We start from the raw sequence: 16,704 nt of genomic DNA on the forward strand, positions 1-16,704 counted from the left end.
ATGGTTTTATTAGTAGCATTGACTCTTCCAATAGAGGCTAATGATAATAGTTTATATATAGGAGTAAATAAGGTTTTATCAGGTAATAGTACTGACATATTATATCCAACAGGTTATTTGATAGATAATGATTGGACAACTAGTTGGAAGTTTAAATCTGATGCTCAAGAGGGCTGGGCTGAGTTGGAGCTAGAAAAGAGAGCTTTAATTCAGGGCCTAGAGCTATCAGGTACTTTAGCTATGAATACAGAACTGAGAGTAGAGTATAAAAGAGGAGATAATTGGATTCCTTTTCTAGCTCCTTCAATCGATAGATTGGCAGGAGAGAAGTTCATTGACCTATCCTATGATGAGATTGTAACAGACAGAATCCGTTTAAGAGTCAAAGGGTTAGGATTAAGTAATAGTGAGTTAACAGAGATTAAGATTTTAGGAGAAAGGGTAGACGGTATTTATCATGTTATTGAAGTAGAATCGATTACTGCTTCTGAGAATACTGATTATACTTATCCAGCTAAATTTTTAGTTGATGGGAATACATATACAATGTGGAGGAGTAAGGTAGTTTCCACTGACTGGAGAGATCAGAAGTTTGATGAGATATTAGAGAGTGAACAAGGTGCAGAAATTTTTAGTAATGGTAACAGTAATAATCAAGATCAAGCTCAAGTTCTATTTGAGTTAGGCAGAATTTATCAATTAGATCAGCTTAAAATTTACTTTAATAAGCAGGCTAAAGGAAATCTGAAAATAGAGGTAAATAATGAAGGAAACTGGAAAGAGCTAGCCACAATTAATGCCGATAGTCAAGAAGGCTGGTATCCTTTTGAGTTAGCAGAAGAGGTTAGTACAGATCAGATAAGGTTTGTAGTAATAGGGTCTGGAGGAGGACTTGGCGGTATAGGAGAGGTTCAATTCTGGGGTAAGGGAGACTATAAAGGTTCTAGTAAGAAATTAATTGGAATTCAAGAAGGGACTTCATTAAATGAATCAATTAATCGCCACTTTACTCTAACAAGTGAAGAGATAAATGATTATTATTTAGAGTTAGCTATTAAAGAAGAGAGTAATGATTTATTAACAATAGAGCTAAATGGGAGAGAATTTAAGATAGAGCCTACGTTTACTTTAAGAGGATATACTATCTATCGCCAGAAGATAAAGAAAGATTATCTATGGACAGGTAGTAATTTTCTAAAAGTAGGAGCAACTGAAGGATTGACCCTGGTCAATGCTAGCTTGAGAAACACTGAGAATAAGAGTAGACAGATCCATTCAATCGATCAATTAGATGATGGTATCTTATTTAATGGGGTCAATAATCAAGAGGAATTGGAATTAAGCTTGATTTCTGAAGGGTATAGGCTACCAGAGTTTCCTAACATCCCTGAATTTCCTACAGGATTAGAGAATAAGGGGACTGTACAAATTAATGATTGGACCAATCCTACTGTAATAGCTGATGATGGCTATTATGAAAGCTTAAGTGTAATTAGTTCATTAATTATCGATACTAGCAATGGAGATCGGATACTTAGAGTTAAGAGTTTAACCTTTGGCTCTAATGGTAATATTAGTATCGAAGGTGATGGTCAGGTCTATCTCTATGTAGAGAATGATTTGGAGATAGGCAGTGGTAGTCGGATTAATGGAATTGGTAGAGATAATAGCTTAGTAATTTATCATAGTGGAGCTAGAGTTAGCTTCCAAGGTGGTATAGGAGGTAATGATAAGTATAAGTTTGCTGGAACTCTTTACACTCAAGCAGATCAGGTTAATATTACCGGTGGAGCTGCTGTACAGGGAGCTATCTATATCGAAGAAGGTGACCTTACAATCACAGGTGGAGCCACTGTAGCAGGCGGAAGCTTTTATACTAAATCAGGAACAATTAATATAACTGGTGGAGCAAAGGTAGAAGGTTCACTGCTAAGTGGAGGAGAGGAGATTGTCATCACTGGAGGCAGCACTATGGCTGGAGCTGAAGGAGGAATCTATGCTCCTAATGCCTGGATTGACCTTGATGGAGGTGCTTTGATAGAAGGCAAAATTATAGCTACTTCTGATAAGGTTAGGATTGGAAATATTAATCATAGAGAATCCTATTATAGTATTCCTCAAATAGACTTTTCAAAAGAGAAGAGATTAGTAGAGGAAGTAGAGATTTATGCTAATGAGGATAATCCTTATTTTAAGTTATATGCTTGGATAGATGGTAGTTGGGTTGAACTCTATGAAACAGAACATGGTATCAAGAGTGTCAAATATCAGCAGAGTATTAAAACAGATAAATTATTAGTTGAGAATCCAGGTGGATTTACAATAGGTGAAATCAGAGTTGAAGGAGCTGCCACTACTAATAGAGAGGCAGAGGTTGAGATATTAACTCCTATAGAGAAAGAGGTATTAGATAATAAAGAGCTTAAAGATAAGAGGATCATTGGATTTGTAGATAATCCAAATACTCAAGTCACAATAAATGGTAATCAAGTTTGGAAACGGGGGCATTACTTCTGGTTAGAGTCAACTAGAATCCAAGGAAAGAAATGGGAAGAGAATAATGTCTTTGCAGTAGCCAAGGATAACCAGGGAAGAGTAAGTGCTGATCAAGTAGAAGTCTTATTAGGAGATAAGCCCTTTTTTACTATAGATCAAGCTGATGAACTAGTCTATACTAATCAGCAGACCTTTAAAATAAGTGGAAGTATGAAGCAGCCTTTAAACCAATTGTTAATCAATGGAGAAGAGGTTGAGGTAGAAGATCGGACTTTCAATCAAGAGCTAGAGCTAGAAGAAGGCTTTAACTTAATTGAGATAGAGGTTGCTCATCAAAAGCCTAATGGAGAGCGGAAATTTGTTAAGACTATCTATCGTAAGGTAGTCTCCCATACTAAAGCAATGGCTTTGACGATAGGTTCCCCACTAACAGGATACTATACTAACCAAGAGCAGATAGTAGTTAATGGTATAGTTGATGGGTTAGGAGAGGTAAAGGTAAAGGTTAATGGTCAAGAAGCAGATATAGATGGGATGTTCTATACTTCTCTTCCAATTTCATTAAGTGAGGGAAGTAACTTAATTAAGGTAGAAGCAGTTGACCAGATTGGGAAGGTTGAGAAAGAGATTACAGTCTATAAAGATACAACTCCTCCATCAATAGAAGATGTAGTACCTGCAGAGGGTTATATATCAAATAACTCTGTAGTAGAGATAAGGGGGCAAGTAATAGACCAGAGTCCTGTTTGGATATATACCAATGGAAAAGCAGCTTGGCAGAATGAAGCAGGATTTAATAATCAATTAATATTTGTAGATGGAAAGTATTTGATAACTGTTAAAGCAGTAGATATGGCAGGAAATATCGCTGAGCATACTATTAATGTAATAGTTGATACTACTGCCCCAGAAGCTTTTGAAACAATTGCTGATCCAGCAGGCTGGACAAATAATAATCAACCAATCATAAGTTTTGCTACAACAGATGCTACTAGTGGAATAGATCATTATGAACTAGCAGTTGATGATGGAGAGTTTGAAGAGATAGTTAGCCCTTATCAATTACCAGCTCAAGAGGATGGAGAACATCAGATTAGAGTTAAAGCTATTGATAAGGCTGGTTGGGAGACTATTTCTCAAACTAAGGTATATATTGATACTACTCCACCAGGAACACCTGAGCATTTTAGACCTGTTCCAGGTAATGGGAAGATGATATTAAGATGGGAGAAACCAGCTCCTGATGTAGTAGAGTATATAGTTGAGCGGGAGTCAGAGGGAGTAAAGAGATATTATAGTATTGATGGTGAAGAAGTAGAGTTTGTTGATGATGAGTTAGAGAATGGAAAGACTTACAAGTATCGTATTCAGGCAATAGATCGAGCAGATAATAAGAGTTCAAAAACAGAGTGGAAGGAAGGGACAGTTGGGTTAGCAAAAGCACCTTATACTCGAGAAGAGGGGGGGCTTATTGAGTATGAAAATGTATCTTTAGCTTTACCTCAAGAAGGGCTACCAGAGGGAATTAGCAAAGTAGAGATTACTGAAATTAAAAGTGAATATCTTCAAGAAAAGAGCCTTTATCCTATGGTCAGTCCTATTTATGAGTTTTCTGCTTTTAGAGAAGGAAGTGAAACTCCTGAAGAGAGTATAGCCTTTGATAGAGGATATTTAGCAAAGATAGAGTATGATGAAGACTTGGTACCAGAAGGTTTTCTTGAACGAAACTTAGGAGTATATCATTATGATCCTATGTTTGATAAGTGGTTCTTGATTCCAACAGCAGGAGTCGATATAAAAAATAATACAATTTATTTTGTAACAGATCACTTTAGTGCATTTTCGGTACAAGCTACGATAATGCAAGATTTATCACCTCAGGAGTATAAGGATACTGGGTTTTCACCATTAAAGACCTATGCTAAACATGGAGGAGTTGTAGTATCTCCTCAGGGAGGAAGTGCCAGTACTCAAGTAACAGAGTTAGAATTACCTGGACGAAATGGCTTTGATTTAAATTTATCTAGAAAGTATAATAGTTCTGTTGCTCGAAGTGATGCTTTTTCGATGGCTGTTAATGCTGAATTAGGATTTAATGTACTTAGCTCAAATAACGGTTCATCAGCTGAAGAAGCAGGGGCATTTTTAAGTTGGGATGATATTAAGGATTCAGCTGATTTTTCGATGGGATTTAACGATGTGTCTTCTACGATTGTTAATACGATTAAGAAATATTTAACTAATCAAGGGGACTATGCTTATTCGATGGGGCAAGGCTGGAGATTAAATATTCCTTATGTCAAACAATCTAATAGTTCAATAATCTTATCTACTGCTGAAGGTAATATGTATTATATCAATGAAATGGAGATAAGTAAGACTGAGTATCCAGAAGGTCTAGATTATAAACGGGTTCTTACCTTTGAACATCATGAAGGTGAAGACTTTACTTTTATTGTTGAGCAAGTTAAGTATACTATTGATGGTATTACTACTATAACTGGAGACAACTTTACCACAGGTCGCTGGTATACCAAGGAGTATAAATTAATACTAAAGGATGGTACCACTTATGAGATGGACTTCTTGGGGAGAACTAAGAAGAAGACAGACCCCTTTGGAATCAATCAGATAAACTTTCATTATGGTAAGGATCTACTGCTTGATTATATTGAGGATTCTATGGGGAGAAAAGTTAAGTTTGATTATCACTGGACTTTAATGTGGCCTAGAATTAAGAAGATTTGGGTAGAAGGTGATCCATATAATAGAACTATAGATTATGATATAGACTCTTATGCAAAGCTAGAGAAAGTAAAAGACATAGGCGGAAGAATTAGTACCTATGACTATGAGATTGAGTTATTATATGGAGCAACAGCGGGGGCAAAATTCAATACAGCCTTAATGATGGCTAAGTTAATAGCACATATATTTCCAGGTGGTGGAGAGATAGTTGGTGCTGTAGCTTCTGCTTTTGGAGAGAAGGATATAACATTATTTGCTAGTTTGAAGGTTCAATTTGTGGTGGCTCTAAGTGAGATGGAGGTTCCAGGGCAGGGATTAACGAAGATTAGTTATAAACGTTATAAATTTAATCATACTGATATGAATGTGAAAAAGGTGTTGAAAATTCCTGTATCTATAACCTTGAGTGTAACAATGGATCAGAGGTTGATGGCAAGAAAGGTAGAGGTTTATTTAGATGATGGAGAAGATAAGATAAAAGAAACAACCTATCAATATGATATTAGACATTATGAAGGTAAGCAATCTCATAATTATCAGACGATAGAGAGTGATGGAAAGAAGAAGACTATTTATCACTATAAACCTATTGAGAAAGAGAGAAATCGTTGGGAAGATACACCTACAAATTTGACAGTTCCTTATAAAAAAGATGATGGGCAGAAAAGTTCAATAACAATCCCAATGACTATTCGTACTACAAGTTGGACTACCCATGTTTTGGGAATCAATGATGTAACAGAGATTTATGATATCAAAAATAATAAGTTACTAGAACGGGATACCGTTGAATATGATTTAAATACTTTGCGACCTATAAGTAAGGTTATTGAAAAGGGTATTAATAATCGAGAAATCAGCTATGATTATGATAATTGGGGAAATATGATTTATAGCTATGATTCAGCTACAGATCTGGTCACAGAGAGTTATTACTTGAATACTGATAGTAGTAAAGAAGGGTTTGCAACTCCAGACTTTAGTCAAGGGAGTGTTAGAAGAAGTATCCATAACCTATTAGGGGGTAAGATTGTCTATAATCACAATTCCCGTGATGGTGAGATTAAAGAAGAGAGTGCTTACTGCTATGATAATCAAGGAAAACTGTTAGTTACAGCTAAATATCACCAAGACCAAAAGAGTGGGGATAAGACCTGGATTGAGAGTAGTTATAGTTATGATCAGTATGGTAATGTAATTAAGGCAATTGATCCTAAGGGTAATGTGACAGAAACAGAGTATAGTGCTGATTATAAGTATGCTTATCCAACCTTAGTTAAGAAGTACCAAGGAGAGGATAAGGTCTATCTAGAAGATGCTGATAATCAGAAGCTAGAACCTGTAGTTTATAAATATGGTTATGATTTTTATCTAGGTCAGAAGAGCTGGGAGATTGATCCTGAAGGTAATTTAACAGAATATCAATATGATAGTTTGAGCCGCTTAGTGAAGATTACTTATCCAGAGGATGGAGAGATACCAGATAAGTCTATAGCAGAGTTAAGTCCACAGGATTATCAAAATAGAGATGATAATCCAGTTAAGATTCAATACTATGATGATGAGAATTTAATTACTACAGTAGTTAATGCTACTGAGGATATCGAAGTTAATGATTATCTAGTGAAGAATGAAAGTATCAGTAGTCCTATCTTTAATAAGAGTAAGTATTACTATGATAAGTTAGGTAGATGGGTTAAGCTGGAACAGTATCTAAATCAAGATTCAACTACATCAATTCTTGCAACTGAATTTGAATATGATGGATATGGAAATAGGATTAAGACTATTGATGCTGAAGGAAAGACTACCCAACAAGAATATGATGTGTTAAACCGAGTAACAAAAATAAGTTATCCTGACAGTAGCTATGCTACAATTGAATATGATGATAATAAGCTTACTCGTACAATTACTGACCGTGAAGGGAATAAGACGATTGAATTTAAAGATTTAGCAGGAAATGTGATTCAGCTTACCAGAGTAAATAATGGAGTTAACTATACTAAAACAGCTCAATATGATGCATTGGGCAATCAAATTAGTATGAGTGATGAATTGGGGCGTAGAATAGACCATTATTATAATGATTTGAACCAATTAATTAAAGAAGAGTTGGCAGCAGATGAGTATTTGGTTGATGGCAGCTTAAGAACTATGAGACCAACGATTACTTATGAGTATGATCTAAATGGAAACAAGATTCAAGAGGTTGATGCTAAGGGTAACCCAATGAGCTATGAATATGATGCCTTAAATAGGGTAATCAGAGTAATCGACTCAGAGGGGAATGTAACTAAGAAGTATTATGATGCCCTTGGTCAAGAGATCAAGATAGTTCAGGTTGATAAAAATGGTATAGTCTTAAGTAAGTCTGAATTTGATTATGATAGTCGAGGAAATAAGATAGCCCAGATCGATGGTGAAGGAAATACCAGTTACTTTGCCTATGATATTGTTGGTAAAGAGATTGCTCATTATGATCCTCGGGGAGTAGGCATAAGTACTACTAATGGTGAGAGAGAGTATATTTTAGATGATAAATATAAGATAGAGTCTGAATATGATAGTCTTGGTAGAAAGGTTAAGACTATTTATCCAAGTATTGGTGGTGAAAAGATTGCCTATGATGAGAAGATAGAGTATGATAGGGTAGGTAATAAGACCAAGGTGATAACTGGAGATAAAGAGATAGAGTATCTCTATGATGATAGTTATAATATCACTGATCAGATCATTAGAACTTCTGAAGAGACAAGGACTACAAGCTATACCTATGATAGGATGGGTAATAAGTTAACAGAGAGTGATCCTGAAGGGAATATCACCACTTATCAATATGATGATCTCTATCGATTGACTAAGGTAACTAAAGCTGATGGAAGTAGTCAAGAGTATGGTTATGACCGAGTAGGGAATAAGCTTTGGGAGAAGGATGGTAATGGTAATCTAAGGGAGTATAATTATAATAGCTTAGATAAATTAATTGCAGTCTATGAAGCAGGAATCTCTACTCCAACAGAGTACCAATATGATCCTAATGGTAACTTGGTTAAGAAGATCATGAGTAATGGTCTAGTAACTGAGTATGAATATAATAGCTTAAACCAGCAGATAAAAGAGATCAAAGCAGGAAATCAAGTCACAGTTTATAACTATGATGGAGCAGGTAAGCTAAAGACTAAGATTAATCCTTTAGGGATTAAAGAAGAGTATCTCTATTATCTAAATGGTCAGCTAGAAGAGATTAACTATTATCAGAACCAAGAAGATGAAGTTGCTAATGAGAGTACTAGCTATGAGTATGATAAGGCAGGAAATAGGGTCTTAGTAGAGAAAGAGGATAGTAGTATCGAACAGGTTTATGACCAGTTAGGAAGGATAGTTAGTGAGAGTAGAAGTATCTCAGGTAAAGTCTATAGTACCGAGTATAAGTATGATAAGTATGGTAATTTAGTTGGAATCAAATATCCTGAGAGTGATGAATACTTAAACTATGGTTATGATAGCTTAAATCAGTTAAAGTATATTGAAGGTATAGCAGGGGATGAAGACAATCCAGCCTTTAGCTATAATGATAATGGACAAGTTGAAACAATGAAGTATGATAATGGGGTTACNTGAACAAGGGTGAGTTTACCAATATCTTAAAGAACTACATCAAGGTCTATCGTAGAGAAAGTAAAGCTACTCTAGTTTATGACTATGATAGTGTAGGTAATAGGCAAACTAAGAAGCTGGTAACCTCAACTACTCAGACGACAGATTATAGTTATTATGAAGGTACAAACCGTTTAATGAGCAATGGAGAGTATGCCTATGTCTATGATAATGCAGGAAATCTAATCAAAAAAGGGAATACCTATAGTATAGAAGATGGAAAAATAACCTTTACGGCTACCAAGGGAGAGGAAGTAGAGTACTGGGAGTATCAGTATAATCTCCAAGGTAGATTAAGCAGAGTCTATAAGAATGAAGAGTTAATCGCAGAATTCAGCTATGATGCCGATAATAGCAGAATCAGAACTATAGAGTATGACCATACAGGAACTGCTACAATCACTAATTTTGTTTATAATTTTGCTGGCAAAGTAATTTTTGAAGATGAGCAAGGAGAATATACTTCATATATTTTCGCACTAAATAAACGGTATGCGAAACTTAACGGTATAGTTGGGCAAAGTACAGAGATAACTTACTTCCATCAAGATAACCTAGGCTCAACGAGACTAATGACTGATGCCAGTGCTAATGTTGTCATGGATCAGGATTATCTGCCTTTTGGTGGAGACTTAGCGAGACCGAATCAGATTGAGGTACAGAATGATACTAATGAAAGTTATAAGTATACAGGACAGAAGCAAGTTGTGTCGATAGGATTGTATTATTATGGGGCGAGATACTATGACCCTGAGATAGGTAGGTTTACGAGAGAGGATACTTATCGTGGGGAGTTGGATGATCCGCAGAGTCAACACTTATATGTGTATGTAATGAATTCACCGTTAAGATACAATGACCCAACAGGTCACAGTGCAGAAGAAGGCTATTTTGGAATGAATTATTTAGCAAACATGTGGGAAGGTGCTAAATTAAAATTTGAAGATATGTTTGGATTTATGAATAAAGAAAAAGAAGAAAAAACTCCAGAAGTTAAAGAGACTTCAAATAATAATACTAATCAAGAGAAAATAGGAAATAGTTTCTTTAATCAAACTAGTCAAAATGATTCAGGAACTTTTAAATCAACTGCTTTTGTTCTTAATGGAGATGCTAAAGGACTTTTAAAAGGAGATACAAGCGATGCACTTAATACATCATTTACTTTAGAAGGTATGTTAAATAAGACAGAAATTAATACTGAGGGTGCGATGATTAAAGGAGATGTGAATTTAGTAGGTGCTACTGGGAAAGCAGGTTTAGCAGGCTATGGAACAGATGGTAGTATAACTGGATTTGAAGTGGGGTTTGCTTTAGTTGAAGGGAATATAAAAGGTAAATTTGCTTCTACTGAGAATTATGATTTTTATGTAACTGCTAATGGTTATGTAGGTGGGTATAAACTTGCAGCTGGATATTCAAAAGGAAAAGGACTTCATTTTACAGTTCCTATTCCTGAAACGCCTGCAGGAGGAGGATTTGGTGTTGAATGGGTTAAAAGAAAACAGCCATCAACTGTTAAACAATTACCTGATTTTGGATTAGTAGGAGGTGTCCCTCAACTTCAACAATAATTTATAATATCAAATAAAAATTATTGTTAATTTTTGTTAATTGATATATCTCTCTAGAATTAATAATTTATAGGGAGATATAGTATTCAAAAAGGGGATGAAATTATGAAGTTAGAAAAAAATATTATAATGAGTTTAATATTAATAGTAATTATATTTATGGCTATTGGTGTTGCACATAGTCAAAATAATTTAAATGATGAAAGTAAGGTTATTGAGAAATTTATGTATTATTTGGAGGATAGGGATTTTGATGGGATCAAAAAAATTGTTTTGAATTCTGATACTGAGTTAAATATACTAAATTTCATGAATAAAAATAAAGTTGAAAATTTGACAGGTAAAGTTAAATCTATAGATAGGATTTCAGAAGATATGGTTAAATTATATGTATATTATGATATTGAATTTAGAACAAAGTCAGGTATTATTAATAGTACTGCAGGTAATATATATTTCATAATAAAAATGGAGGATGAGAAATGGTATATTAAGGAGACTAATTTTATTGAAGATATGAAAAATTCACAAATAATTATAAATATCTTGATGATAATTTATTTTGTAATTGTAATTCCTTTTCTGCTTTATATTAATCTTTGGCGTTCAGACTTAGAAGTTAAAGAAAAGAGATATTGGTCAGCAGTAATAGCTATTTTTAATATTATAGGACTTCTAATATTCTATTTTAGAGTAATAAAAAAGAAAACTTCATAGTAAATAAAATGTACCCTATAAGGTGGAAACTTGAAAAAAGAGTGTTCCTTATATGGTGGTTACATAAATTGGTCCTAATGTAAATGTTGACATTTATTCTAGTGAAAAATAAAACTTATTCAGGAAAAAGATAACAATGATTAATAAATTAAAAAAAGTATTAAAAGTGTTCAAGTTTAAGAGGTTCATGAAACCTTTTTTAGTCATGTTCGGTTTTTTTGTTTTGATGAGTTTTTTTGATTCACTATTTTTATCAGTTAGAACTTTTGGTGATTTCTTAAAGATTCTATTAACATACTTTTTAATTATAATGGCGATTTTGATATTTTTAAAGGTATTTGAATTAATTGCTTCTTTTATGGGGGCTGGGAAGATATATGATAGTATGTTTAAAAAAAAAGATAAAGATTCTAATCAGAATAAATAAAAGCAATAAACTAGTAATGAGTATTAAGTAAGAGGTAAGGAAATATAAATAAGTGGGTAGTGAGTGGTAAATAGATATTGCTCACATTATCCACTTGTTTTTTTATTTTAGAATTTAATCATCACATGTTACTGATTTTTAGAACATACTCATGACGGTAGCATCAAAGAGACTAACTTTGTTTACAGTGTCAGCGGGAAAGTTATCTTTGAAGATGAAAGTGGAGACTATACTTCTTACATCTTTGCACTGAATAAGCAATACGCTAAAATTAACGGTATCGTTGGAATTAGTACAGAGATAAGTTACTTCCATCAAGATAACCTAGGCTCAACGAGACTAATGACTGATGCCAGTGCTAATGTTGTCATGGATCAGGATTATCTGCCTTTTGGTGGAGACTTAGCGAGACCAAATCAGATTGAGATACAGAATGATACTGAGGAAAGCTATAAGTATACAGGGCAGAAGCAAGTTGTGAGTATAGGACTGTATTATTATGGTGCGAGATACTATGATCCTGAGATTGGTAGGTTTACAAGAGAGGATAGTTATCGAGGAGAGCTAGATAAGCCACAGACACAACACTTGTATATTTATGTTACTAATAATTCGTTGAAGTATGTAGATCCGACAGGACATTATCTTGAAACAGTCTGGGATGCAACTTCATTTGGAGTTGGATTATGGTCTTTAAAATCCAGTATTAGAGATAGAGATTGGTTAGGAGCAGGATTAGATACTGTTGGGTTAATAGCTGATGGTGCTGCTACTATATTACCCATTATTCCTGGTGGAGCTAGTCAAGCAATTAAAGCTGCTAGATTTGCTAAACAGGCTAAAAGGGCATCAGATGTAGCGGATGTACTTGGTGGAGTACGTGAAATTAAGCATGGATTAGAGAAGGGTAGTGTAGTACAAACTGGATTAGGAGTAGTACAAGCAGGATTTGGAGCTAGAAGTGCACTTAGCTCAGAGGTTGCTGAGGCTGCTGGTGATGTTGGTAAGTTAAATAAAGTTAATAATTTGGATGTAGATAATGGATATAATAGTAAGATAGATTTACAGTTGTTTGCTAAAAAATCAGGTGAATATTCATTATTACCAAATGAAGGAATGGTTGGTAGTTATGGAAGATTAGATTATATTGGAGTTAAAGGTGATAATCTAACTCCTCATCATATGCCATCAGCAAAATATATAGAGCAGCATGGAGTTAACTATAGAGATGGTATATCTATGTTTGTGGAGCAACCTTATCCAGGAAGTGGAGGACGACATAGGTTAACTAAAACATATGGAAGAAATATGACAGATATTCAAAAACAAAATTATTATAATTTATCTCCTAGGGATGCTTTAGCATATGACATTCGAGATTTAAGAAAAATATATATGGATCAAAATATTTATACTTCAGAAATAAGAAGTGGGTTATTAGAGGTTATTCAACAGAACAAAAGTGATTTTCCAGATTTGTATAAAAAATAAAGTTAAGGGGGCTATAACAATGAATATTTCTGAAATAACTGAAAAATTAAAAAGAAATAAATTATTAAGAAATAAAAAAGAAATAAATGGCTTTGAAGAAGCGTTAATGGAATTAAATGAAATAAATAATGTTAAAATTATTGGTGATTTATGTAAAGGATTTGATGATAATACTAAAGAATATGAAATAATGTATAATGTATTACATGCAGTAGAAGATTATGAGGGAGAAGGTGCTTATATTGAATTATTAAAAATTACCCCATACATGATAGAAAATGATGCCAAGGAATGGAGCAAAAGACTGCATCGTAGAATATTAAATCATTCTCAAGAGCGTATTGAGTATATAAAAGCTTTAAAAAAAATGGATACTTCAATTCAAAATATTATTATAAAATTAATTCATGATATAAATAATGATGGGAAAAAATGGCTCAATAATGAAGAGCAGAAAAAGTTTGAAAATATTACAAATGAAGTACTAAATGAATTAAGATAATTTAAAAATTTATCTGGCTTTAATGATATAAAAGTTAGCTTATTAATAAAAAGCTTATTTAATTTACCCTATAGAGTAGACAAATAAAGAGTCTATCCTATAGGGATTTTTCTTATGCAATATAAAATTTGTTAGATTTGTAATTATTAATCCTTTGATTTATGAAGCAGGAATCTCTACTCCAACAGAGTACCGATATGATCCTAATGGAAACTTGGTTAAGAAGATCATGAGTAATGGTCTAGTAACTGAGTATGAATATAATAGCTTAAACCAGCAGATAAAAGAGATCAAAGCAGGAAATCAAGTCACAGTTTATAACTATGATGGAGCAGGTAAGCTAAAGACTAAGATTAATCCTTTAGGGATTAAAGAAGAGTATCTCTATTATCTAAATGGTCAGCTAGAAGAGGTTAACTATTATCAGAACCAAGAGGATGAAGTTGCTAATGAGAGTGTAAGTTACGAGTATGATGATGCAGGGAATAGGGTCTTAGTAGAGAAAGAGGATAGTAGTATCGAACAGGTTTATGACCAGTTAGGAAGGATAGTTAGTGAGAGTAGAAGTATCTCAGGTAAAGTCTATAGTACCGAGTATAAGTATGATAAGTATGGTAACCTAATAGGAATCAAATATCCTGAGAGTGATGAATACTTAAACTATGGTTATGATAGTTTAAATCAGTTAAAGTACATCACGGGTATCGCAGGGGATAAAGACAATCCAGCCTTTAGCTATAATGATAATGGACAAGTTACAGCAATGAAGTATGATAATGGGGTTACAACTAGTTATACCTATACTGATGTAGGTAGACCAGATACTATTATCACAAACAGAACAGATATTGAAACAACTACTACCGAAGAACTATTAAGTCTTGATTATGAATATGATGGAGCAGGCAATGTAACCCGTCGTAACAATAACGTCTATGAGTATGATGGACTGAATCGACTGGTATCAGCTCAAGTGGAAGGTGACTTCTATGTCGATAATCCAGGTGATGTGGGGCATATTCTATCAGATTACTATGGTAGTAAAGGAATAGATGTCTTAGTAAATCAGATTGAAGATATCACCTTAGATTATGATTCTGGTAGTGTCGGAGTCTCCTTTGGCTCAGAGGTTGAGAAGATAAGTAAGATAGAACTGAAGACTACTGGAATGGCTAATCATAGAATTAGTAAGAGAACACTGGATATCTATTATAGTAGTGATAATAGTAGCTACACTAAACTAAATCCAGATAGTTGGGAGTATCAACAGGACTATAAAGGTGATATAACTATTATCATCCCAGATAGAATCACAGCTAAGTATCTAAAAATCCATAGTAAATATGATGACCGAAACATTGACTTTGACCCTGTTAACAAGGGTGAGTTTACAAATATCTTAAAGAACTACATCAAGGTCTATCGTAGAGAAACAGAGGCTACTTTAGTTTATGACTATGATGATGTAGGAAACAGACTGAGCAAGAAACTAATTGCAGGCACAGTAGAAGAGACAAATTACTTTTACTATGAAGGTACTAACAGGCTAATGAGCAATGGAGAATATGCTTACGTCTATGATGAAGCAGGAAATCTAATCAAAAAAGGGAATAACTATAGTATAGAAGATGGAGAAGTTACCTTTACTGAAACAAGTGGTGAGAAAATAGAGTACTGGGAGTATGAGTATAATCTACAGAATAGATTAAGCAAAGTCTACAAGAATGAAGAGTTAATCGCAGAATTTACTTATGATGGAGACAATAAGCGAATCAAGATTATCGAACATACTCATGATGGTAGTGTGAAAGAGACTAACTTTGTCCATAGTGCCAGTGGTAAAGTAATCTTTGAGGATGAAAGTGGAGACTACACATCCTATATCTTCGCACTGAACAAGCAGTATGCCAAGGTTAATGGTATCGTCGGAGTCAGCACAGAGATAACTTACTTCCACCAAGATAACTTAGGAAGTACACGAGTTATGACTGATGCTAGTGGTAAGGTAGTTATGAATCAGGATTATCTTCCTTTTGGTGGCGATTTAACGAGACCGAATCAGATTGAGATACAGAATGATAGTGGAGAAAGTTATAAGTATACAGGGCAGAAGCAAGTTGTGAGTACCGGACTGTATTATTATGGTGCGAGATACTATGATCCTAGTATCGGAAGATTTATAACTGAGGATAGTTATCGTGGTGAGTTAGATAATCCGCAGAGTCAGAATGTGTATATTTATGTAACGCAGAATCCATTGAAGTATGTAGATCCTACAGGAAATACAGGTATTCTTGCTCAATTTATTACTAGTGTGGGTCCTTTTGCGACACCTCAGTCTAAAGAGGCTCATGATGAAGCTGCAAATGCTTTATGGAGAGGTGCACAAAAATTAAGGGAAGCACAGAAACAATTAGTTTCTACATTAGTTGTGAGTAATGTTAGAGCATTTTCTTTCGTAAAGAATTTATTTACAAGGGATACCCCAAAAGTTGAACCTGAAGTTTTAGAACCAACAGAGAATTCAGAACCTAACATTCTACCATTTCCAACTACAACGGGTAGTAAGAATATATTTAATCCATTTCCAGCAAACCATGACGTTGATATGTCTACTCCCGGTATGGAGCCAGCACCAGAATCACTAACGGGGCCTAATGTAGAGGGTATGCCTTATAATGAAAGAAGTACTGATGATAATCTTATGTTGAGTAAGCAGGGAGCCTTTGATGGAGATATATTTGCTAGACCTGATTATAATCTACCACCTAATAGTTATATATGGCCTTCAGAAAAAGCAGCAAGAAGGGCAGCGTTTCGGCATGCTAGTATTGGGAAACATGGTAAAATAGATAAGTTTGAATTGGTAGATTTTTCAATAGGTTCACGTGATCCTTGGTTAGGAAATAGTGTAAAGAGACCTATATGGACATCTCATAATGGTAGAGAAGTTGCTCATGACATGTATGGGCATAAAGCAGAAAATACTCCTCCACATTATAATGTTTATATAGAGACTGAAAATGGTACGGAAAGTCATCATTATTTTTATCCGAGTGATCATGATTGGACCAAGAATTATTGATTAT

At 34.3% G+C, this 16,704-nt stretch carries 6 protein-coding genes and 1 pseudogene; all 7 read left to right on the plus strand.

The features are described 5' to 3' along the window. Window positions 1-546 precede the first annotated feature (546 nt). On the plus strand, window positions 547-8,864 hold an 8,318-nt coding region (locus tag U472_RS17675), incomplete at its 3' end, for a DUF7305 domain-containing protein (RefSeq protein ID WP_425415773.1). A 39-nt stretch (window positions 8,865-8,903) separates the two neighbouring features. After that, window positions 8,904-10,478 carry an RHS repeat domain-containing protein gene (locus tag U472_RS17795; RefSeq protein ID WP_483823604.1) on the plus strand — a complete coding sequence of 525 codons (1,575 nt, stop codon included), beginning with the start codon at window positions 8,904-8,906 and terminating at the stop codon, window positions 10,476-10,478. A gap of 105 nt (window positions 10,479-10,583) precedes the next feature. Beyond that, window positions 10,584-11,195, plus strand: a complete 612-nt coding sequence (locus U472_RS08230) for a hypothetical protein (RefSeq protein WP_068717391.1) — start codon at window positions 10,584-10,586, stop codon at window positions 11,193-11,195. A gap of 226 nt (window positions 11,196-11,421) precedes the next feature. Beyond that, window positions 11,422-11,622 (plus strand): hypothetical protein, encoded by a 201-nt coding sequence (locus U472_RS08235; RefSeq protein ID WP_218059058.1) that lies wholly within the window; start codon window positions 11,422-11,424, stop codon window positions 11,620-11,622. A gap of 369 nt (window positions 11,623-11,991) precedes the next feature. Continuing rightward, window positions 11,992-12,252 (plus strand): annotated as a pseudogene (locus U472_RS17685) (RHS repeat-associated core domain-containing protein); the annotation flags it as partial. Window positions 12,253-13,132: 880 nt separating this feature from the next. Next, entirely contained in the window at window positions 13,133-13,615 is a 483-nt protein-coding gene (locus U472_RS08245; RefSeq protein ID WP_068717395.1) for an Imm30 family immunity protein, read from the plus strand. Between the two features lie 154 nt (window positions 13,616-13,769). After that, complete coding sequence (locus U472_RS08250; protein ID WP_068717397.1) at window positions 13,770-16,700, plus strand: RHS repeat domain-containing protein; 2,931 nt, start codon at window positions 13,770-13,772, stop codon at window positions 16,698-16,700. Window positions 16,701-16,704 lie beyond the last annotated feature (4 nt).

It is taken from the genome of Orenia metallireducens (assembly GCF_001693735.1).
GTDB lineage: Bacteria > Bacillota > Halanaerobiia > Halobacteroidales > Halobacteroidaceae > Orenia > Orenia metallireducens.

Coding starts and splice junctions, on each gene's coding strand:
- U472_RS08230 (WP_068717391.1), top strand. CDS start 10,584: ATGAAGTTAGAAAAAAATATTATAATGAGTTTAATATTAATAGTAATT.
- U472_RS08235 (WP_218059058.1), top strand. CDS start 11,422: ATGAGTTTTTTTGATTCACTATTTTTATCAGTTAGAACTTTTGGTGAT.
- U472_RS08245 (WP_068717395.1), top strand. CDS start 13,133: ATGAATATTTCTGAAATAACTGAAAAATTAAAAAGAAATAAATTATTA.